This is a genomic window from Micromonospora citrea, assembly GCF_049629545.1.
Lineage (GTDB): Bacteria > Actinomycetota > Actinomycetes > Mycobacteriales > Micromonosporaceae > Micromonospora > Micromonospora citrea_A.
Map to the genome: position 1 here is coordinate 109,029 of NZ_JBNADX010000007.1, position 18,674 is coordinate 127,702.

Genomic DNA, 18,674 nt, shown 5'->3' on the forward strand with positions numbered 1-18,674 from the left:
TCACGCCGGTTGCGGGGCGTCCGAGTCGACGAGCACGACCTCCCACGCCTCCACGTCCCGCTCGGTGACCGTGGTCGGCGACTCCAGGTGGTACGCCCCGCTGGGCAGGACACCGGCGCCGCCGTGCCGCGCCAGCACCGCGAGCTGCGCGGCGACGTCCTCGCCCTGGTGCTTCTCCTGCACCCGACGCCAGAAGTCGAAGCCGCCGGACTCCACCAGCGCCGCCCGGTCGTACAGCACGCAACCGCCGATCCAGGAGACCTTGTACGCCCGCCAGGCCCCCGCCGGCAGGTCGAGCGTGCGCGTCACGTGCAGCAGGTTCGCCGCCGAGTGGATCGACGCGCGCTGCCACTCCCGGCTGCCCGGGCGGATCCGCTCGGGGACCGGCGGTCCGTCCCATTCCTGGTAGTGCTCGTGCGTCTCCGGGCGCACGTCGTCGACGTAGGACAGCCCGTGCACCGCGTTGCCGACGAAGCCGCAGCCCAGCTCCCCGATCGCGGTGACCAATCGGTGCAGGGTGCCCGGTTCCAGCCAGACGTCGTCGTCGAGGCAGAGCACGTACCGGGCCACCGACCGGTCCAGCAGGTACGCCCGGTGTTCGGCCAGCCCGCGCCGGGGGAGCCGTCGGGTCAGCAGCACCGGGTGCCCCCGGTGGCGCAACGCCCGGACCATGGTGGCCGCCGCCGGGTGCGCGTACGCGGGCTCGCCGTCGGACTGGTCGCTGACCACCACGCCGAAGCCGTCGAGGCCCTCCTGCGCGGCCAGCCCGGAGAGGGTGACCGCCAGTTCGGCGGGACGGTTGCGGGTGGGCACCAGCACGTCGAGCTGCCGGGGCCGGCGGAAGTCGTCGACCGTGCCCAGGTCGAGCGGTCGGTTCACGCGGTCCTGCCCATGCGCTGCGGGGCCGGGGTGACGCCGTCCTGGGGTGCGCCGTGCGGGGTGGCCGTCGACGGGGAGCGCGTACCGCCGCCGGGTCGGGCCGGCTGCGGCGACGGGGCCGCCTGGGCGCGGATCCGCTCGATGATGGCCGAGGTGGAGCGGTCCGGCACGTACCCGAGGGTGCGGACCTGGCCGCCGAGGCGGCGGACCAGTGGCGCCTCGGGCACCATCTCCGGCGGGTAGTCGCCGCCCTTGACGTAGACGTCGGGGCGGACCGTCTCGATCAGGCCGGCCGGCGAGTCCTCCTCGAAGACCACCACGTGGTCCACGCAGGAGAGCGCGGCCAGCAGCGCGATCCGGTCCTCCACCGGGTTGACCGGCCGGTCCGGTCCCTTCAGCCGGCGGACGCTGCCGTCGGAGTTCACCGCCACCACCAGCAGGTCACCCAGGGCGCGGGCCTGTTCCAGGTAACGCACGTGCCCGGGGTGCAGCACGTCGAAGCAGCCGTTGGTGAAGACGATGGCCCGACCGGCCCGGCGGTGGTCGGCGACGATCGCGGCCAGCTCGTCCTTGCCGACCAGCGTCGGGTGGGCGGCGCCGTCCGGGGTCGTGCCGAGCGCGGCGAGCAGGTCCTCCCGTCGGCAGACGCAGGTGCCGGTCTCCGACACGGTGATCGTCGCGGCGAGCTGGGCGAGCTGGGCGGCGGTGGGCAGCGGCGCGTCGGCGGCCAGGGCCAGCGTCATCGCCGCCAGGTACGCGTCCCCCGCGCCGACGGCGTGGCTGGCCGGCACCGGGGTGCTGTGGCTGCGGCGCGGCTCGCCGTCCGCGCCGGCGACCACCGCCCCCTCGGTGTCCAGGGTCACCGCCACCACGTCCGCGCCGGTGTGTTCCCGCAGCTCGGCCAGGCGGGACTCGGCGAGCAGTGCCCGATCGACGCCCACGCCGGCCGAGGTGTTCACGGTGACGCCCGTGCCGGTGACGGTCAGCCCGTCCCCGGTCATGGCCACCCGGTCCTCCCCGGGCGTCGGCTCACCGGTCGGGGCGTGGCCGAAGCCGGGCGGGTCGGTGCTCAGGTGCCGTTCGCCCGCGCCGCCCGGGGCGGCCCCGACGACGAGTTCCGACGGGCCGTCGGCCGGATCGGACGGCGGGTGGTCGAGATGCAGGGCGTTGCCCGGTCGGGCCGGGGCGGGCGGCGCGCCGAAACCGGCGGCGGCGCGGGCCAGCAGCCGGGTCGCCTCGGCGAAGCTCGGGGTCACCACGGTCGGCGCGAGTCCCCGCCAGTCGGCCAGGTCGTGCGCGTCGAGCGCCACGGTGCCGAACCGGTTCCGGTGGGCGACCAGCCAGGCGCGTACCGGCGCGGGCAGCGCGCCCAGGCCGTAGTCGCAGACCACCAGCGTGGGCGTCGCGCCGCCGCCGACCGCCTTCAGCTCCTCGGTCGCGCAGTCCAGCGCGGTGAGCAGCCGCTCCACGCCGTCGGTGTCGAGCGGGTCCTCCGGGTCACCGGAGTCCTCCCGGAGCAGGATCTGGTTGCCGGCCAGCATCCGCCGTTTCACCGGCGTCGGGCGGTGCTGCTGGCTGACCGTACGGTCCCAGACTCCGGCCCGGTCCAGGCAGTCGTGCAGTTCGTCCCCGGCCACGTCGGCGCCGACCGGGGCGACCAGCAGCGCCCGGCCGCCGAGGGTGGCGATGTTGACCGCCGTGTTGGCGGCTCCGCCGGCCGCGGAGATGCGCCGGCGCAGGGTGAGGACCGGGGCGGGCGCCTCGCGGCAGAGCCGGTCGGACTCGGCGAACCGCCACTCGTCGAGCATGGCGTCGCCGACGACCAGGACGGGACGCCCGAGCCAGCTCTCCACGACGGTGGCCAGCCGGCGCTGTTCCGCTGCTGCTCCTGCCATGCCTCCCGGACTCCCCCGAGGGTCCCGGACCAAACCTGCCCGCCGGTCGACCCCGCCGAGGCATGTTTCGTCCGTCGAGGGAAAGAAGGCGGGATGACCACCCACGCCCAGGACCGTCCGGTGCTCACTCCCCGTCAGCTCCGGCTGCTGATGTTCGGCCTGATGACCGGGATGCTGCTGGCGGCCCTGGACCAGACCATCGTCGGCACCGCCCTGCCCACGATCGTCGGCGAGCTGGGCGGGATCAACCACTACTCGTGGGTGGTGACGGCGTACCTGCTCGCCTCCACCGCCTCGACCCCGCTGTACGGCAAGATGGCCGACCTGTACGGACGCCGTCCGGTCTTCCTCTTCTCGATCGGCACGTTCCTGCTCGGCTCGCTGCTGGCCGGGCTGTCGCAGGACATGACCCAGCTGATCGTCACCCGGGGCGTGCAGGGCATCGGCGCGGGCGGGCTCATGACGCTGGCGTTCACCATCATCTCGGACGTGGTGTCGCCCCGGGAGCGGGGCCGCTACCAGGGGCTCTTCGGCGCGGTCTTCGGGTTGTCGTCGGTGGCCGGACCGCTGGTGGGCGGCTACTTCGCCGAGTCGAACTGGCGCTGGATCTTCTACATCAACGTGCCACTGGCGATCCTGGCCATCGTGGTCTGCTACCACGTCATGCGGCTGATCCCGTTCACCCGGCGCGAGCACGCGATCGACTGGGTCGGGGCGGGACTGCTGGTCGCCGGGGTGAGCTGCCTGCTGCTCGCGCTGAGCTGGGGCGGCAACGAGTACGCGTGGGGTTCCGGCGTGATCGTCGGCCTTTTCGTCGCCGGGGTGGTGCTCGGGGTGCTCTTCGTGTTCCAGGAGGCCCGGGTCGCCGAGCCGATCCTGCCGTTGCGGTTGTTCCGCAGCGCCACCTTCGCGCTGGCGAACTCGGCCGGCTTCGTGCTCGGTCTGGTGATGTTCGGGTCGATCATCTTCATCCCGCTCTACCTGCAGATCGTCCGGGGCGCCTCGCCGACCCGCAGCGGCCTGCTGATGCTGCCGATGATGGCGGGCATCATCGTCACCTCGATCGTCACCGGGCGGGCGATGAGCCGGATCGGCCGGTACAAGTGGTTTCCGGTGGCCGGCTCGGTGGTGCTCCTGGCCGGCATGCTGCTCTTCACCCGGCTGGAGGTGGACACCTCGCTCTGGGCCGCCTTCGGCTACATGGTGGTGATCGGCATCGGGCTGGGCCTGTGCATGCAGTCGCTGATCCTCGCCGTGCAGAACGCGGTCGACGTCCGCGACCTGGGGGCGGGTACCTCGGCGGCGACGTTCTTCCGCTCGCTGGGCGGTTCGTTCGGGGTGGCGATCCTCGGTGCGGTGCTCTCCTCGCGGCTGACCGCGCAGCTCGCCGACCGGCTGCCCGGCGCGATCGCCCAGCTCCCGCCGGAGCAGCGGGCGGCGGTGGCGGCCGGCGGCGGGGCGGACATCTCGATCAACGACCCGGCGACCGTCCTCGCCCTGCCCGGCCCGGTCCGTGCCGCGATCCAGGCCGCCTTCGTCGAGTCGCTGCACCTGGTCTTCCTGACCACCGGCCTGATCGCGATCCTCGCTGTGCTGGTCACCCTGGCCCTGCCGGACGAGACGTTGCGGGGCGCCGGACCGCAGGGCGCGACCGGCGGCGCCGACCCCCTCGGCGGCCGGGCCCCGGCCCCGGGCGGCAAGCCGCTGCCGGAGGAGTCCGCGCAGGAGGCCGCCGCCGACATGGAGGCCAAGTCCCAGACGATGCTCTGACCGGGTCAGCTGTCGGCGGGATCCCGTCGGTCGGCGTCGGTGGAGGCGTGCAGGAGGGCGAGGACGAGGGCGAGCGGGGCCCAGGCGGCACGGCCGCGGCGGGTGACCGCGTACGAGCGCAGGACGACCCCGGGACCCGTCAGGGGGAGCAGGCGTACGCCGGGGAGGGTGGGCTGGTCGGAGGGGAGCAGCCCGACCCCGAGCCCCGCGACGATCAGGTCCTGGACGAGTTCGAGGCTGTCGGCGCGGTGCTCGACCCGGGGCTCGAAGCCCGCCATCGCCGCGACGGCGCGGACGACCACCTCGTCGGCGGTGTTGCGGGAGTTGACGATCCAGTCGTGCTCCCGGAACCGGGCGAAGACGTCGGCGGCGGAGCCGCCGGGATCCGGAGCGTGCGCCGGCACGCCGAGGCTCCACGCCGTGGACCAGAGCCGGACCGCCTCCATGCTGCGGTCCGGGGGAGCCGGCGCGAGATGGTAGTCGTACGTCAGCGCCAGGTCGACGTCGTCCGCCGCGAGCAGCGCGTACGCCTCGGCCGGCTCGTGCTCGTGGATGCGCAGCCGTACCCGGGGGTGGCGGGCGGCGAGATCGGCGGCGACCGGCAGCAGTGAGCGGCGCACGGCGGTGGCGAAGCCGGCGACCCGGACGGTGCCGGCCGGCTCGGCCGCCGGGTCGAGGTCGAGCCGGGCGGCGTCGACCGCGGCCAGGATCGTCACCGCGTGCTCGGCCAGCCGCCGTCCGGCGGGGGTGAGGCGGACCCGGCGGCCCTGCGGCTCGATCAGGGCCGCGCCGACCTCCCGGGACAGCACCGCGAGCTGCTGCGAGACGGTGGAGGTGGTCACCCCCAGGTCCTCGGCGACCTCGCGCATCGAGCCGAGGCGGGCCAGTTCGCGCAGCAGTCGCAGGCGTCGGAGGTCCATCCGACAGATTGTTCAGCATCGCCCAACAGTGCGTCCACTCATAACACGTGGACGTGAACGGTCTCTGCCGGCTCTACTGGACGGCATGGCTCCCACCCGTGCGGGCGCGGCGATGGCCGTCGCGTCGATGCTCTTCGTCCAACTCGGCCTCGCCGCCTCCGTCTCCCTCTTCGACCGGGTCGGACCCGAGGGCGCGGCCTGGCTCCGGCTGGCCTGGGCCGGAGTGCTGATGGCCGTCGTGCTCCGCCCCCGTCCGTCCCGCTTCTCCCGGCGCGCCCTGCTCGCCTGCGTCGCGCTCGGCGTGGTGACCGCCGGGGTCACGATCCTGTTCATGGCGGCGGTCGCCCGACTGCCGCTCGGTACGGCGAGCGCGCTGGAGTTCCTCGGCCCGCTCGGCGTGGCGGTGGCCCGGGGCCGGGGCCGCACGAAGCTCTGGGCGGCGCTCGCCGCCGTGGGCGTGCTGCTGCTCACCGAGCCGTGGCGGGGCGGCGCCGATCCCGTCGGCGTCGCCTACGCGCTGGCCGCCGGAGCGTGCTGGGCCGCGTACATCCTGCTCACCCAGCGGGTCGGTGACGAGGTCTCCGGCGTCCGGGGGCTCGCCGTGTCGATGCCGGTGGCCGCCGTGGTCGCCACCGTGGTGGTCGGGCCATCGGTGATCGGCGACCTCACCGGGGAGCTGCTGCTGGCCGGGCTGGGACTGGCCGTGCTGCTGCCGGTGATCCCGTTCGTGCTGGAACTGCTCGCGCTGCGCCGGCTCACCACCGCCGCGTTCGGCACGCTGATGAGCCTGGAGCCGGCGATCGCCCTGGTCATCGGCCTCGTCGTGCTGGGTCAGGTGCCAGGCCCCGGGGCGGTGGCCGGGATCGCCTTCGTGGTGGCCGCCGGCGTCGGCGCGGAGCGCAGCGGGGTCCGCCCCGACCCGGCCCAGCCGATCCCTGCCGTGCCGCGGGTGGACGATTCGTCGGCGACTGTGCCGGGCGCGGTCGGGCCGGATGGGGGCGAGTCCGGTGGGATCGGGTCGGCTGGGGTCGGGTCGGCTGTGGTCGGGTCGGCCGGGGTCGGGTCCGGCCCTCCCCCGGCCGGGGCAGCCCCAGTGCCCGAGGGGGGTGTCGAGACACTACGGACCTGATCGCATATCTGGATCGCCGCCTGGGGACTCGTTGCCACCCCTGTCGCGCCGGTGGAACCGGGCAGTCGGACGATGAGGTCGTTTCGCCCCCCGGAGCCGGCCGTACCGCTCTCGGCCGGGGCGCCGCCTGCCCCCGAACGGCCCGCCTCGCTCCCGGGGCCCGCCCCGGCCGGCGGAGGCTCCCTACCACCCAGGCTCACCGCGATCCATCGATGCGATCAAGTCTGTAGCGCCGCTGAGCGTCTCACCGCTCCCGGGGCCGACTTCGGCCATAGCGACGGCGCGGCAACCAGCAGCGGTGCGGCCCTCGCCAGAAGGCGCGGCCCTCGCCAGAAGGCGCGGCCCTCGCCAGAAGGCGCGGCCCTCGCCAGAAGGCGCGGCCCTCGCCAGAAGGCGCGGCCTCGCCAGGAGGTGCGGCCCTCGCCAGGAGGTGCGGCCCTCGCCAGGAGGTGCGGTCACCGGTAGCGGCGTGGGTGCCGGCGGCGGGGCGTCACCGCCCCTCGCCGTGACTACCGGCCTCGCCGTGGCTGCCGTCCCCGGTCACCGCCGGCGCTGCCCGGCCGGCCGTCTTCGGGCCGGACCGGGAGGCGCGCCTCGGGGCGCGGGGGCGGGCTACTTGAGGATGAGGCGGTTGGTCTGCTCGAAGACATCCAGGTCGGCGAGGGTCTCCGGGACCGAGGCCGACAGCGGCGACGGGAACGTCTCGCGGTGGAAGAAGCCCGCGTCGGTGGTCTCGTCGGTCACCCGGGCCAGGTCGCCGTCCCAGTCCTCGACCCGGAACGCGGTGGTGAAGATCTGGTACGTGTGGCCGTACATGTTGGTGTGGGTGCGGTCGGGGCCGGTGTAGAGGGCGAAGGCGCTGACCCGCAGCGCGCGCAGGCCGGTCTCCTCCCGGACCTCGCGTACCGCGCAGTCGGCGATCGACTCGCCGAGTTCCATCGCGCCCGCCGGCAACGCCCAGTGTCCGTTGTCGGAGCGTTGGATCAGCAGCACCCGACCCGCGTTGTCGCGGACCACGGCGCGGGCCCCGACGAACATCAGCGTCCGGTCACCGGCCAGGGCGCGTAGTTGTCCCACGTACGAGTCGGCCCAGGAGATGCTCACCGGGACAATCTACGCAGCTTCGCCGGACCGGTCCGGCGATCCGGGGGTTCCCAACCTGTGACCGGCGACACTAGCTTGTTACCCATGCGTAGCACGATGATGGACGCCCCTCTCCAGGTCTCCCGGATCCTCGAACACGGCTCCACCGTGCATGGCACGGCCGAGGTGGTGACGTGGACCGGCGCGGAGCCCCGCCGGATGTCGTACGCCGAGGTGGGCCGCACGGCCGCCCGGCTCGCCCACGCCCTGCGCGACGAGTGCGGGGTGACCGGCGACGAGCGGGTCGCCACCTTCATGTGGAACAACACCGAGCACCTGGTGGCGTACTTCGCGGTGCCCAGCATGGGCGCGGTGCTGCACACCCTGAACATCCGGCTCTTCCCGGACCAGGTCGTCTACATCGCCAACCACGCCGAGGACCGGGTGGTGCTGGTCGACTCGACGCTGATCCCGCTGCTGGCCCGGGTGATCGGCGAGATGACCACCGTGCGGCACGTGGTGGTCGTCGGCGGTGGCGACCCGGCTCCGCTGACCGCGGCGGCCGGCGACCGGATCACCGTGCACCACTGGGACGACCTGCTGGCCGGGCGCCCCGAGAGCTACGACTGGCCGGAGGTGGACGAGCGGGACGCCGCCGCGCTCTGCTACACCTCCGGCACCACCGGCAACCCCAAGGGCGTGGCCTACTCGCACCGCTCGATCTACCTGCACTCGTTGCAGATCTGCATGCCGGAGGGCTTCGGGCTCGCCCCGACCGACCGGGAACTGGCCATCGTGCCGATGTTCCACGCGATGTCCTGGGGGCTGCCGTACGCGGCGTTCCTCTCCGGCGCGTCGCTGATCATGCCGGACCGTTTCCTCCAGGCCGCGCCGATCGCCGAGATGATCGCCGCCGAGCGCCCCACCCTGGCCGGCGCGGTGCCCACCATCTGGAACGACCTGCTGGCGTACCTGGACAGCCACGACGTGGACACCTCCTCGCTGAAGGAGGTGATCGTCGGTGGTTCGGCCTGCCCGCCGGCGCTGATGCACGCGTTCGCCGAGCGGCACGACATCGACGTGATCCACGCCTGGGGGATGACGGAGATGTCCCCGCTCGGCTCGGTGGCCCGCCCGCCGGCCGGGGCCACCGGCGACGACGCCTGGCGCTACCGCTACACCCAGGGCCGGGTGCCGGCCGGGGTCGCCGCCCGGATCGTCGGCCCGCTGGGCGAGCCGCTGCCCGCCGACGGCACGTCCGTGGGCGAGCTGGAGGTCCGTGGGCCGTGGATCACCGCCCGGTACGTCGGTGACGAGGCCCCCGACGAGGAGAAGTTCCGCGACGGCTGGCTGCGTACGGGCGACGTCGGCACGCTCTCCCCGGACGGCTTCATCACCCTCACCGACCGGGCCAAGGACGTGATCAAGTCCGGTGGGGAGTGGATCTCCTCGGTGGAGCTGGAGAATGCCCTGATGGCCCACCCGGACGTGCAGGAGGCGTGCGTGGTGGGGGTGCCCGACCAGCGCTGGGACGAGCGTCCGCTCGCCACCGTGGTGGTCCGCGAGGGCGCTTCGGTGACCGCGGAGGAGCTGCGCGAGTTCCTGGCGAAGTCGGTGGCGCGCTGGCAGCTGCCGGAGCGGTGGGCGTTCATCGACGCGGTCCCGAAGACCAGCGTCGGCAAGTTCGACAAGAAGGTCGTCCGGTCCCGGTACGCCGACGGCGGGCTCGAGGTGCGCGAGCTGGCGGGGCCGTAACGTTTTTCGGCGACCCGTCGCCGTATGGGGCAGGGACGTACTCCTGAAACATCCCTCCCCAGGGGCGGCCCCGGCGTTCGCACCGCGCCGGGGCCGCCCTTCCTTTGCGGGGCGACCCGCACAATCATTCTTGCGAAACTCGTTCGGCTCTGTCCGGGCGATTGCGAAATGCCCTCGCGAACTACTCCGCAGCGGTGCTGACCAGCACCTTTCCGACCACCGAGTCCTCCACCGCCTGGTGCGCCGCCGCCGTGTCGGCCAGCGGGTAGCGGTGCAGCGGCAGCCCGGCCTCCTCGCCCACCCGTACGCCGCCCTGGGCGACCGCCGCCGCCACGTCGACCAGCGCCTGCGCCTTCGCCGCCTTCGGCTCGGTGTAGACCAGCACGAACTGCCAGCGGGCGTTCGGCACCATCAGCGGCCGGATCGGCAGGGTCACCTCGTCGCCGCCGTCGTCGGCGTACACGCAGACCGTCCCGCCGGACCGCAGCAGCTGGACGTCGACCGCGGCGTTGCGCGCGGCGGACACCTCGACGATGGTGTGCACGCCGTCGGGCGCGACCTTACGGACCTCCTCCACCACGTCCTGCCGCCGGTAGTCGACCACGAAGTCCGCGCCGGCCGCCGCCGCGAGCTGCGCCTTCTCCGGGCTGCTCACGGTGGCGACGACGCAGGCGTCCGCCCAGCGGGCGAGCTGGATCGCCGCGTTGCCGACCGCACCCGCGCCGCCCTGCACCAGCACCACGTGGTCGCTGAGCGCGCCCGGGTGCAGCCGCTCCGGCATGTACTCGCCGACGGTGAGGCAGCGGTGCGCGGTCAGGAACGGGATGCCCAGGCAGGCGCCCAGGTCGAAGGAGGCGTCGCCGAGCGGCGCCGCCTGCCGCACCGGGACCACCGTGTACTCGGCGGCGGTGCCCCAGGGGCGCTGCCAGGCGGCCTCCCACAGCCACACCCGTTCGCCGACCAGGTCCGCGTCGACGCCCGCGCCGACCGCCTCGACCACCCCGGCGCCGTCCTGGCCGGGCGTCTGCCAGCCCTTCGGCAGCGGCCACTGCCGCCGCGCCTTCCAGTCGGTCGGGTTGACCCCGGAGACGGCCAGCCGGACCAGCACCTCACCGGGACCGGGCTCCGGCACCGGCCGGTCCACCAGCTGGAGCACCGAGGGGTCGCCGGTGCGCTCGTACACGATCGCCTTCATCGCCGTCTCCTCAAGCTCGGACCGCAGCCCTACCCGGACCGCACGTGATCATTCCGATCCGGCCCGCCCCGCAAACCGTATAACCCGGTAGTCGGCGACAGAGGAGTGATCATGCGGGACATACCGGTGCTGGTGGCGCCGAGGCCGTCCGGCGGGGAGGGGACCGGGGACGACCGACCGGCGGACGATCCGGAACCGGCCTCACCACGGCCGGCGGCGGACGACCCGGGGCGGCCCTTCCTGCCCCGCTCCAGCCGCAGCCGGCGAATCTGACGGTGGTGGCCGCTACGGTCACCGCATGGCGGCCACACCTGCGCGACCGACCTGGGCGGTGGACCGACTCGCCCCCCGCCCCGGCGACCGGGTGCTGGAGATCGGCTGCGGCCGGGGCGTCGCCGCCGAGCTGATCTGCCGGACGCTCACCGACGGCACGCTGCTGGCCGTCGACCGCTCGGCCGGGGCCATCCGGGCCGCCGAGGCCCGCAACGCGGCGGCCGTCGCCGCCGGCCGGGCCACGTTCCGGGTCGCCGAGCTGGCCGCGCTCGACCCCGCCGACGGCCCGTTCGACCGGATCCTCGCCGTCGACGTCAACCTGTTCTGGGTCCGCCCGCCCGGCGTCGAGTACGCGCTGCTGCCCCGGCTGCTCGCTCCCGGCGGTGAGCTGCACCTGTGCTGGCAGCCCCCCGACGCCGGTCGGCTGACCGCGATCGTCGAACGGGTGGCCGCGCGGCTGCGGGAGACCGGCTGGGCCGTCGAGCCGGCCGTCCGCCCCGACGGGCCCTACTGCGCGGTGGCCGCCCGCCGCGTCCGCTGACCAGGGGTGGCCCGGGACGTGGCGTCGGTCAGCCGAGCCGCTCCACGACCTCCGGGGTGAGGGCGTCCACCGAGGCCAGCGTCACAGCGGCGAGCGCCGCCGCGTCCGGGTCCAGCGGGTACGACCCGTGCGGCACCGCGATCACCCGCATGCCGGCGGCGGCCGCGGAGCGTACCCCGTTGGAGGAGTCCTCGATGGCGACGCAGCGGGTCGGGTCGACGCCGAGCCGCTCGGCGACGGCGAGCCAGACGTCCGGCGCCGGCTTGCCCCGCGCGGTCTCCTCGGTGGAGAGGGTGACCCGGAAAGCGGCGGCCAGGTCGGTCGCGGCCAGCGCCGCCGCGATCAGCCGGGTCGGCGACGAGCTGGCCAGCCCCAGCGGCCACCGCGCGGCCATCCGGCGCACGACCGCGTCGGCGTCGTCGATCAGCGGTACGCGCTGCGCGTAGCGCCGGGTCATCTCCTCGACCACCTCGGTGGCGACCTGCCCGGCGGTCCGGTCGACGCCCAGCTCGCCGCTGAGGTACTCGGCCCACTCGCCGGTGCTCATCCCCATCAGCCGGCGCTGGGTGTCCGGCTGCCAGGTGCCCCCGTGCGCGGCCACGTACGCCCGCCGGACCTCCTCCCAGACCGGTTCCGAGTCCACGATCACGCCGTCCAGGTCGAAGATCACCGCGTCCACCGTCACCCGCCCATCCTGCCTCCCCGACACCCGGCCGCCGTCCCTGCCCCGCCGCGCGTCACCATGGCGCGGATGTGGCGGTATCGGGGGCGTGATGACACCGCCGTGCCGGCGACCTGGTGATGATCTTGCCGAGCCCGGTCCGGCGTGGTGCCCGGTGTCAGGACCGGAGGGCGGGCAGCCCGATCGGGCTGTTCTCCGGGATGACGGTGTGGCAGGCGCGGGCCATCGGGTCGAGCAGTTCACGCAGGCGGTCGACGCGGTCCGCGCCGAGGGCCACCCAGGGGCGCGCGGCGGCACGGTCGGTGGCGTCCTCGATCGCCTGGAAGTCGGCCCGGCCGACGTCGGTCGGCTCGCCCTCCGGGTCGAGCCAGCCACGTTCGGCCAGCCGGCCCCGGGCCGCCTGCCACTGCTCCTCCGACCAGCCCCGACCGAGCAGGTTCTGCAGGGGCATGTCCACCGCGACCCGCCAGGCCAGCGTCTCGACCGGGTCGAGACCGGCGGCGACCAGCGCGGCGACGTGCCCGTCACCGCGCGACTCGCGGAGCGTGGTGGCGGCCTGCCAGAGCCGGGCCAGCGGGTACTCGCCGCGGGGCAGGGCGGCGTTGGCCGCGCCGAGCACCCGGCCGGCGGTGTCCTGGGCGGCGGCCGCCTCCTCCAGCAGGTCGGCCGCCTCGACCAGATGCGACTCCGGCAGCTCGTAGGTCAGCTCGGCCAGCGCCTGCACGGCGCCGGTGAGCCGGGCTCGCAGCGCCTCCTGCGGGGTGGCCAGCTTCCAGACGGCGGGCAGCGCCCGGGACACCATGTGCGGGGCGAAGTTGAAGAACGTCGCGATCACCGGGGCGGCGTCGGTGGGCCCGAGCGGCGCGGCCCGGCCGGCGAAGTATCCCCGCCAGTAGCCGCGCAGCCCGACCGCCTCGTACGCGGCGCGGGCCCGGGGATGGAAGTAGGTGACCGCGTGCAGGGGTTCGACGTGTGTCCACATGAGCCGGGCCGTGCGCCCGGGGTCGTCCAGCACCGGCACGTGCACCTCCGCGTGGTGAGGGGTCACCGTGCGGCGGCGGACCGCCCACGGTGACCCCGAACCTACTGCGCGTGTACGACAGCCGGGAAGAGCAGTGTGGCCTACTGCACCGCGAGGACGTCGACGATGAAGCGCAGCGGGCCGGCCGGCGCGCCCGGGCGCTGCGGCTTGTCGCCGTACGCCAGGTCGGCCGGGATGTCCAGCTGCACCCGGCTGCCGACGGTCTGGCCCTGCATGCCCTGGTCCCAGCCGGGGATGACGTTGCCCTGGCCGAGCAGGAACGAGAACGGCTCCGAGCGCTTCCAGGAGGCGTCGAACTCCTCGCCGGTCCGGTACGAGACGCCGACGTAGTTGACCGTGATCTGCTGGCCGGCCTGGGCCGCCGGGCCCTTGCCGCGGATCAGTGGGGTGGCCTTCAGGCCGGTCAGCTCGCCCTCGCCCTTGCCGGCCGCCGGCTTGGTGCAGAGCGCCTGGTCGGCGCCGTCGGGCAGGGTCGGGAAGCCGCCCGGGCAGCCGGCCGGCGAGGCGGCCTGCTTCGGCGTGTCGTCGTCGCCGCCGCGGGTCACCACGAACACCCCGACGATCACGGCGATGACGACCAGTCCGGTGAGCGCGCCCAGCCATGCCTGGCGGCGCTTCTTCGCCTCGGCGGCCTTCTGCGCGGCCAGCTGGGCGGCCAGCCGCCGTTGCGCCTTCGTCTCCGGGCCCTGGCCCGCCGACCGGTTCTCCGTACGCTCGCTCACGTCCTCGACTCCCTGCTGGTGTGGGTGACCGGCCCGGCGACCCGGTGCCGTGGCCAGCGCACACGGTACCTGGATCGATGCCGTCGGTGCCCCGTCGCCCGCCCGGTCCGCCACCGGCCGTCCCCGCTCCGCCCCCGGCGTCCCGTTTCGTCCCGGTGCGGTGGACCCGACGGCGGTAGATTCCGACCATGGCGATCCTCACCGACGAAGACCTGGCCCTGCTCTCCGAGCCGCAGTTGGCCCACGTGGCGACCATCGAGGCCGACGGCACCCCGCACGTCACCCCGGTGTGGGTGGACACCGACGGCGAGCACATCGTGTTCAACACCGCCAAGGGGCGGCAGAAGTACGTCAACATCCAGCGCAACCCGGTGGTCGCGGTGTCCGTGGTCGACAAGGCGGACGACTTCCGGACCCTGTGGGTGAAGGGCACCGCCGAGTTCGTCACCGACGGCGCGGACGAGCACATCGACAAGATGGCGAAGAAGTACCTCGGGCAGGACAGCTATCCGTTCCGGCAGCCCGGCGAGGAGCGGGTGATCGTCCGCATCACCCCGACCGGGAAGCTCGGCCGGGGCTGACGGTCCGAGCCGCCTGACGGTGCCGGGGAGATCGCCCGGCACCGTCAGGCGGTCTTGCGGGGGGCGGCCTTCTTCTCGGCGGCCTTCTTCGCCGGGGCCTTGGCCGCCTTCTTCTCCGCCGGCTTCTTGGCGGCCGTCTTCTTCGCCGGCTCCGCCTTCTTCGCGGCCTTCTTCGCCGGGGCCTTCTTCGCCGGGGCCTTCGCGGCCTTCTTCGCGGCCTTCTGGGCCGAGCGTGCCGCCGAGATCGGGGTCGGCTCGCCCGCGCCGCCGGACGGCTCCTCGCCCCGGGCGGCGCGGGCCCGCTCCACCGACGCCTTCAGCGCGGCCATCAGGTCCACCGCGGCGGCCGGGGCGGCCTCTTCCTCCTCCGGCTGCACCACCTCGCGCCCCTCGACCTTGGCGTCGATGACCTCCTGCAACGCCGCCCGGTAGTCGTCGGTGAAGGCGTCCGGCTGGAACTCGCCGGCCATCGAGTCGATCAGGGAGGAGGCCATCGCCAGCTCCGGGGGGCGGACCTTGAGGTCCTCGTCCAGGAAGCCGAAGTCGGGGGTACGCACCTCGTCCGGCCAGAGCATCGTGTTGAGCAGCAGCACGCCCTCGCGGACCCGCAGGGTGGCCAACTGCTCCCGCTGGCGCAGCGCCACCTTGACGATGGCCACCCGCTCCGAGTCGGCCAGCGCGTCGCGCAGCAGCACGTACGGCTTGGTGGCCGCGCCCTCCGGCTCCAGGAAGTACGCCTTGTTGTAGAGGATCGGGTCGACCTGCTCCGCCGGGACGAACTCCAGCACGTCGATCGCGCGTGAGCTGGTCAGCGGCAGGTCGGCGAAGTCCTCGTCGGTCAGGATCACCATCTCGCCGCCGCCCAGGTCGTACCCCTTGGCGATGTCGTCGTAGGTGACCTCCTCACCGCAGACCTGGCAGGTCCGCTTGTAGCGGATCCGGCCGCCGTCCTGCCGGTGCACCTGGTGGAAACGGATGTCCTTCTCCTCGGTGGCCGAGTAGAGCTTCACCCCGATGGAGACCAGCCCGAAGGACACCGCCCCCTTCCAGATGGCGCGCATGCCGTACTCCTCTCCCCGATCTGACCAGGATCGCAAACGATCGAAGCGCACGCACGCGCTTCCGTGCGCAACTACAGTCAGGAGGTGCCCGGCGCGCCGCTGAAGCCGATGCTCGCGATCACCGGGCAGCTCCCGGTCGATGACGGCTGGGCGTACGAGTTCAAGTGGGACGGGGTCCGGGCGCTCGCCGACGTCACCGGCGGCCGGCAACACCTGTACGCCCGCAGCGGCGTGGAGATCACCGTCGCGTACCCCGAGCTGATCACCCTGGCCGAGCAGGTCGACGACGCGCTGCTCGACGGCGAGGTGGTGCTCTTCAACGCCACCGGGCAGCCGTCGTTCACCGCCCTCGCCGAGCGGATGCACGTGCGGGACCGGGCGAAGGCGGCCCGGCTGGCGGCCACCGTGCCGGTCACGTACATGATCTTCGACCTGCTCCGGCTGCGCGGCGAGGACCTCACCGGGTGGCCTTACCACGAGCGGCGGGCCGCCCTCGACGGCCTGGGCCTCGGCGCGGCCCGGTGGGCGGTGCCCCCCTCCTTCGCCGACGGCGCCGCCACCTACGAGGCGGCGGGCGAACACGGCCTGGAGGGGGTGATGGCCAAGCGGGTCGACTCCGTCTACCGACCCGGGGTGCGCTCGCCGGACTGGGTGAAGGTCAAGCTGGAGGTGACCGGCGACTTCGTGGTCGGTGGCTGGCGGCCCGGCGCGCGGAAGATCGGTGGGCTGCTGGTCGGGGTGCCCCGCCCCGACGGCCGGCTCACCTACCGGGGCCGGGTCGGCGGCGGGATCGGCGCGGCGATCGAACGGGAGTTGCTGCGGGAACTGGAACCGCTGCGCACCGACGCGCCGCCGTTCGCGGGGGACGTGCCGCGCGAGGATGCCCGGGGCGCGATCTGGGTAACCCCTCAGGTCGTGGTCGAGGTCAAGTACGGCCAGCGCACCCCGGACGGGCGGCTGCGGTTCCCCCGGGTGCTGCGGCTGCGGCCGGACAAGCCGCCGGAGGAGGTCGACGATGCCGGGTGAGCGGCTGAAGGTCGAGGTCGAGGGACGTGCGTTGGAGCTGTCCAACCTGGACAAGGTGCTCTATCCCGAGGCCGGGTTCACCAAGGGCGAGGTGATCGACTACTACACCCGGATCGCCCCGGTGCTGCTGCCGCACCTGACCGACCGGGCGCTGACCCGGATCCGCTTCCCCAACGGCGTCACCGGTGGGTCGTTCTTCGAGAAGAACGCCCCGGCCGCGACCCCCGGCTGGGTACGCACCGAGACGCTGCCCGCCCCCGGCTCCAGCAAGGGCCGGGAGACCATCGACTACGTGGTCGCCGACGACCTGCCCACCCTGGTCTGGCTGGCCAACCTCGCCGCCCTGGAGCTGCACACGCCGCAGTGGAAGGTCGGCGAGCACCCGGACATGATGGTCGTCGACCTGGACCCGGGCGCCCCGGCCGCGTTGAGGCAGTGCTGCCAGGTGGCGCTGCTGATGCGCGACCGGCTGGCTCTCGACGGAGTGGAGTCCTACCCGAAGACCTCCGGCAAGAAGGGCATGCAGCTCTGCTGCCCCATACGCGGCACCCAGTCCGCCGACGACGTGTCCGCGTACGCCAAGCGGATCGCGCAGGAGCTGGAGCAGGCGCACCCGAAGCTGATCGTGTCGAAGATGGCGAAGAACCTGCGGCCGGGGAAGGTCTTCATCGACTGGAGTCAGAACAACGCGGCGAAGACGACCGTGGCGCCGTATTCGCTGCGCGCCCAGTCGGTGCCGTCGGTGTCGACCCCGTTGACCTGGGACGAGGTCGAGGCGGGGGCGGCCGGCAAGCGGCCGTCGACCAAGCCGTACACGGCGACGGAGGTGCTGAAGCGGGTGGAGAAGCAGGGGGACCTGCTGGCCCCCCTGCTCGACGGCGGCCCGGAACTGCCCGCCCGCTGAGGCCCGTCAGGCGTACGGCCAGGTGGTGTACGAGATACGCGCGTTCAGGTTGGCCGGCACGCCCAACCAGGCGTAGCAGTTGACCCGGACGACCGTGTCCGCCCCGGAACGACCCCAGCCCGCCAGCACGCAGTGCCCCCGGATCGGCTGGCTGTCGAAGTGCGGGGCGTGCGCGTTGACGAAGGCGGTGCCGTAGGTGGTACCGGTGTTGCGGAACGTCATCTGGTAGCGGCCGGTGCCGAGCAGGTCACCCCGTGCCCCGCCGTAGTCACCCAGCGTCGAGTTGTACGCGTCACCGCTGATCACCCCGTCGCGGATGTTCTCGCCGTAGAGGGTGCCGCTGGCGAAACGCGGGCCGGCCGAGTGGCCGAGCAGGTCCACCCGGGTGCCGTAGGTGACCGCGAAGCGGGCGTCGACCGGGATGCCGGCCGCGTTGGCGCACCGGACCTGCCGGTGGTCGGGCCAGGCGATCTGGCAGTTCACCGCGCTGGTGCCGAGCGCGGTCACATGGGTTATCGGGAAGTACGCGGTCCCGGGCGTCTCCGGGTTCGGGTTCATCCGGATTTGGTAGCGGCCCGTCTCCAGGCGTTCGTACCGGATCTCCCCGCCGGTGGAGTCGTACCGGTAGGTGGCCGGCAGGGTGCGCAGCCCGGTCGGCACCGCCTGGTCGGTGACGAACCACGCCAGCCGGCCCTGGTGGATCTGCCGGCGGTTGGTGTACGTCGCCACGAAGCGGCTGTCCACCGGCGCGCCGGTCGCCGCGAAGCAGCGCACCTGGATCAGCATGTCCTCGCCGCCGAGGAGAGTCCGGTACCAGGCGGCGACCGTGCAGTGCACCGGCCCGCCGCCGTACGCCACGACGTGCGCGACGCCGCCGCTCGTCGCCGCTCCCTCCAGCACCACGGTGTACGCCCCGGTGCCGGTGCGCCGGACAATGACGTCCCCGTCGGTGGAGTTGGCGGACCAGCGGTTGGTGACCACGTACTCGGTGGTGGTCGGCTGGTCCGCCCAGACCGTGGCGGTGACGACCGGATTGATGGGGAGCGGATCCGCCCCGGCCGGCCCCGGCACGGCCAGCGCCGCCCCGACCAGCAGCGCGCTGATCCCCGCCGCCACCCAGCTTGCACGTCTCATGAATGCAGCCCTCCTGCCCTGGCCCCTGCGTGTCGACATCGGACACCTGACCCCCGCGTCACGAGTCTGACAACTGCCGTCA

17 protein-coding genes are annotated in these 18,674 nt (G+C 73.7%); 7 read left to right on the forward strand and 10 right to left on the reverse strand.

Translation table 11 applies throughout. The features are described from left to right. Both ACPFP2_RS10370 and rfaE2 read right to left on the reverse strand, forming a co-directional pair. Nucleotides 1-879, reverse strand: coding sequence for a glycosyltransferase (locus tag ACPFP2_RS10370; protein WP_424088411.1), 879 nt, complete (start codon nt 877-879; stop codon nt 1-3). Beyond that, a complete protein-coding gene (gene rfaE2 / locus ACPFP2_RS10375; protein ID WP_424088413.1) occupies nt 876-2,774 on the reverse strand; it encodes a D-glycero-beta-D-manno-heptose 1-phosphate adenylyltransferase in 1,899 nt (632 codons plus the stop codon). The genes ACPFP2_RS10370 and rfaE2 overlap by 4 nt, the downstream gene beginning before the upstream one ends. A gap of 93 nt (nt 2,775-2,867) precedes the next feature. Between rfaE2 and ACPFP2_RS10380 the strand changes: the two genes are divergently transcribed. After that, nucleotides 2,868-4,544: an MDR family MFS transporter gene (locus ACPFP2_RS10380; protein ID WP_424088415.1), complete on the forward strand. Its 1,677-nt coding sequence runs from the start codon at nt 2,868-2,870 to the stop codon at nt 4,542-4,544. Between the two features lie 5 nt (nt 4,545-4,549). On the opposite strand, the gene ACPFP2_RS10385 is transcribed toward ACPFP2_RS10380, so the two are convergent. Beyond that, nucleotides 4,550-5,464 carry a LysR family transcriptional regulator gene (locus ACPFP2_RS10385; RefSeq protein ID WP_424088417.1) on the reverse strand — a complete coding sequence of 305 codons (915 nt, stop codon included), beginning with the start codon at nt 5,462-5,464 and terminating at the stop codon, nt 4,550-4,552. An 85-nt stretch (nt 5,465-5,549) separates the two neighbouring features. Here ACPFP2_RS10385 and ACPFP2_RS10390 point away from each other — a divergent pair, with 85 nt between their 5' ends. Further along, a complete protein-coding gene (locus tag ACPFP2_RS10390) occupies nt 5,550-6,593 on the forward strand; it encodes an EamA family transporter (RefSeq protein WP_424088419.1) in 1,044 nt (347 codons plus the stop codon). Nucleotides 6,594-7,205: 612 nt separating this feature from the next. Here the strand turns inward: ACPFP2_RS10390 and ACPFP2_RS10395 are convergent. Continuing rightward, nucleotides 7,206-7,697: an NUDIX domain-containing protein gene (locus tag ACPFP2_RS10395; RefSeq protein ID WP_424088421.1), complete on the reverse strand. Its 492-nt coding sequence runs from the start codon at nt 7,695-7,697 to the stop codon at nt 7,206-7,208. Nucleotides 7,698-7,796: 99 nt separating this feature from the next. Here ACPFP2_RS10395 and ACPFP2_RS10400 point away from each other — a divergent pair, with 99 nt between their 5' ends. Beyond that, nucleotides 7,797-9,431 (forward strand): fatty acid--CoA ligase, encoded by a 1,635-nt coding sequence (locus tag ACPFP2_RS10400; RefSeq protein ID WP_424088636.1) that lies wholly within the window; start codon nt 7,797-7,799, stop codon nt 9,429-9,431. 181 nt (nt 9,432-9,612) lie between these two features. Here ACPFP2_RS10400 and ACPFP2_RS10405 read toward each other — a convergent pair whose 3' ends face one another. Further along, complete coding sequence (locus ACPFP2_RS10405; protein ID WP_424088423.1) at nt 9,613-10,626, reverse strand: NADPH:quinone reductase; 1,014 nt, start codon at nt 10,624-10,626, stop codon at nt 9,613-9,615. A gap of 298 nt (nt 10,627-10,924) precedes the next feature. Between ACPFP2_RS10405 and ACPFP2_RS10410 the strand changes: the two genes are divergently transcribed. Further along, complete coding sequence (locus ACPFP2_RS10410; RefSeq protein WP_424088425.1) at nt 10,925-11,440, forward strand: class I SAM-dependent methyltransferase; 516 nt, start codon at nt 10,925-10,927, stop codon at nt 11,438-11,440. Nucleotides 11,441-11,468: 28 nt separating this feature from the next. Here ACPFP2_RS10410 and ACPFP2_RS10415 read toward each other — a convergent pair whose 3' ends face one another. The 3 genes from ACPFP2_RS10415 to ACPFP2_RS10425 form a co-directional block, all read right to left on the reverse strand. Further along, entirely contained in the window at nt 11,469-12,125 is a 657-nt protein-coding gene (locus tag ACPFP2_RS10415) for an HAD family hydrolase (RefSeq protein ID WP_424088427.1), read from the reverse strand. A 154-nt stretch (nt 12,126-12,279) separates the two neighbouring features. Further along, the gene (locus tag ACPFP2_RS10420) at nt 12,280-13,137 is read right to left on the reverse strand and encodes an SCO6745 family protein (RefSeq protein WP_424088429.1); all 858 of its coding nucleotides are present in this window, start codon (nt 13,135-13,137) and stop codon (nt 12,280-12,282) included. 107 nt (nt 13,138-13,244) lie between these two features. Next, a complete protein-coding gene (locus ACPFP2_RS10425; protein ID WP_424088431.1) occupies nt 13,245-13,886 on the reverse strand; it encodes an FKBP-type peptidyl-prolyl cis-trans isomerase in 642 nt (213 codons plus the stop codon). Between the two features lie 188 nt (nt 13,887-14,074). Between ACPFP2_RS10425 and ACPFP2_RS10430 the strand changes: the two genes are divergently transcribed. Then, a complete protein-coding gene (locus tag ACPFP2_RS10430; RefSeq protein WP_424088433.1) occupies nt 14,075-14,467 on the forward strand; it encodes a PPOX class F420-dependent oxidoreductase in 393 nt (130 codons plus the stop codon). Between the two features lie 44 nt (nt 14,468-14,511). On the opposite strand, the gene ACPFP2_RS10435 is transcribed toward ACPFP2_RS10430, so the two are convergent. Continuing rightward, entirely contained in the window at nt 14,512-15,528 is a 1,017-nt protein-coding gene (locus ACPFP2_RS10435) for a Ku protein (protein ID WP_424088435.1), read from the reverse strand. 84 nt (nt 15,529-15,612) lie between these two features. Between ACPFP2_RS10435 and ligD (ACPFP2_RS10440) the strand changes: the two genes are divergently transcribed. Together ligD (ACPFP2_RS10440) and ligD (ACPFP2_RS10445) are read left to right on the forward strand one after the other, a co-directional pair. Then, on the forward strand, nt 15,613-16,554 hold the full coding sequence (gene ligD, locus ACPFP2_RS10440; RefSeq protein WP_424088637.1) for a non-homologous end-joining DNA ligase: 942 nt from the start codon (nt 15,613-15,615) through the stop codon (nt 16,552-16,554). Continuing rightward, nucleotides 16,544-17,458: a non-homologous end-joining DNA ligase gene (gene ligD / locus ACPFP2_RS10445; RefSeq protein WP_424088437.1), complete on the forward strand. Its 915-nt coding sequence runs from the start codon at nt 16,544-16,546 to the stop codon at nt 17,456-17,458. The genes ligD (ACPFP2_RS10440) and ligD (ACPFP2_RS10445) overlap by 11 nt, the downstream gene beginning before the upstream one ends. A gap of 6 nt (nt 17,459-17,464) precedes the next feature. On the opposite strand, the gene ACPFP2_RS10450 is transcribed toward ligD (ACPFP2_RS10445), so the two are convergent. Continuing rightward, nucleotides 17,465-18,592, reverse strand: a complete 1,128-nt coding sequence (locus ACPFP2_RS10450) for a hypothetical protein (RefSeq protein ID WP_424088439.1) — start codon at nt 18,590-18,592, stop codon at nt 17,465-17,467. Nucleotides 18,593-18,674: the final 82 nt, after the last annotated feature.

Coding starts and splice junctions, on each gene's coding strand:
- rfaE2 (WP_424088413.1), bottom strand. CDS start 2,774: ATGGCAGGAGCAGCAGCGGAACAGCGCCGGCTGGCCACCGTCGTGGAG.
- ACPFP2_RS10380 (WP_424088415.1), top strand. CDS start 2,868: ATGACCACCCACGCCCAGGACCGTCCGGTGCTCACTCCCCGTCAGCTC.
- ACPFP2_RS10385 (WP_424088417.1), bottom strand. CDS start 5,464: ATGGACCTCCGACGCCTGCGACTGCTGCGCGAACTGGCCCGCCTCGGC.
- ACPFP2_RS10390 (WP_424088419.1), top strand. CDS start 5,550: ATGGCTCCCACCCGTGCGGGCGCGGCGATGGCCGTCGCGTCGATGCTC.
- ACPFP2_RS10400 (WP_424088636.1), top strand. CDS start 7,797: ATGGACGCCCCTCTCCAGGTCTCCCGGATCCTCGAACACGGCTCCACC.
- ACPFP2_RS10405 (WP_424088423.1), bottom strand. CDS start 10,626: ATGAAGGCGATCGTGTACGAGCGCACCGGCGACCCCTCGGTGCTCCAG.
- ACPFP2_RS10410 (WP_424088425.1), top strand. CDS start 10,925: ATGGCGGCCACACCTGCGCGACCGACCTGGGCGGTGGACCGACTCGCC.
- ACPFP2_RS10430 (WP_424088433.1), top strand. CDS start 14,075: ATGGCGATCCTCACCGACGAAGACCTGGCCCTGCTCTCCGAGCCGCAG.
- ACPFP2_RS10435 (WP_424088435.1), bottom strand. CDS start 15,528: ATGCGCGCCATCTGGAAGGGGGCGGTGTCCTTCGGGCTGGTCTCCATC.
- ligD (WP_424088437.1), top strand. CDS start 16,544: ATGCCGGGTGAGCGGCTGAAGGTCGAGGTCGAGGGACGTGCGTTGGAG.
- ACPFP2_RS10450 (WP_424088439.1), bottom strand. CDS start 18,592: ATGAGACGTGCAAGCTGGGTGGCGGCGGGGATCAGCGCGCTGCTGGTC.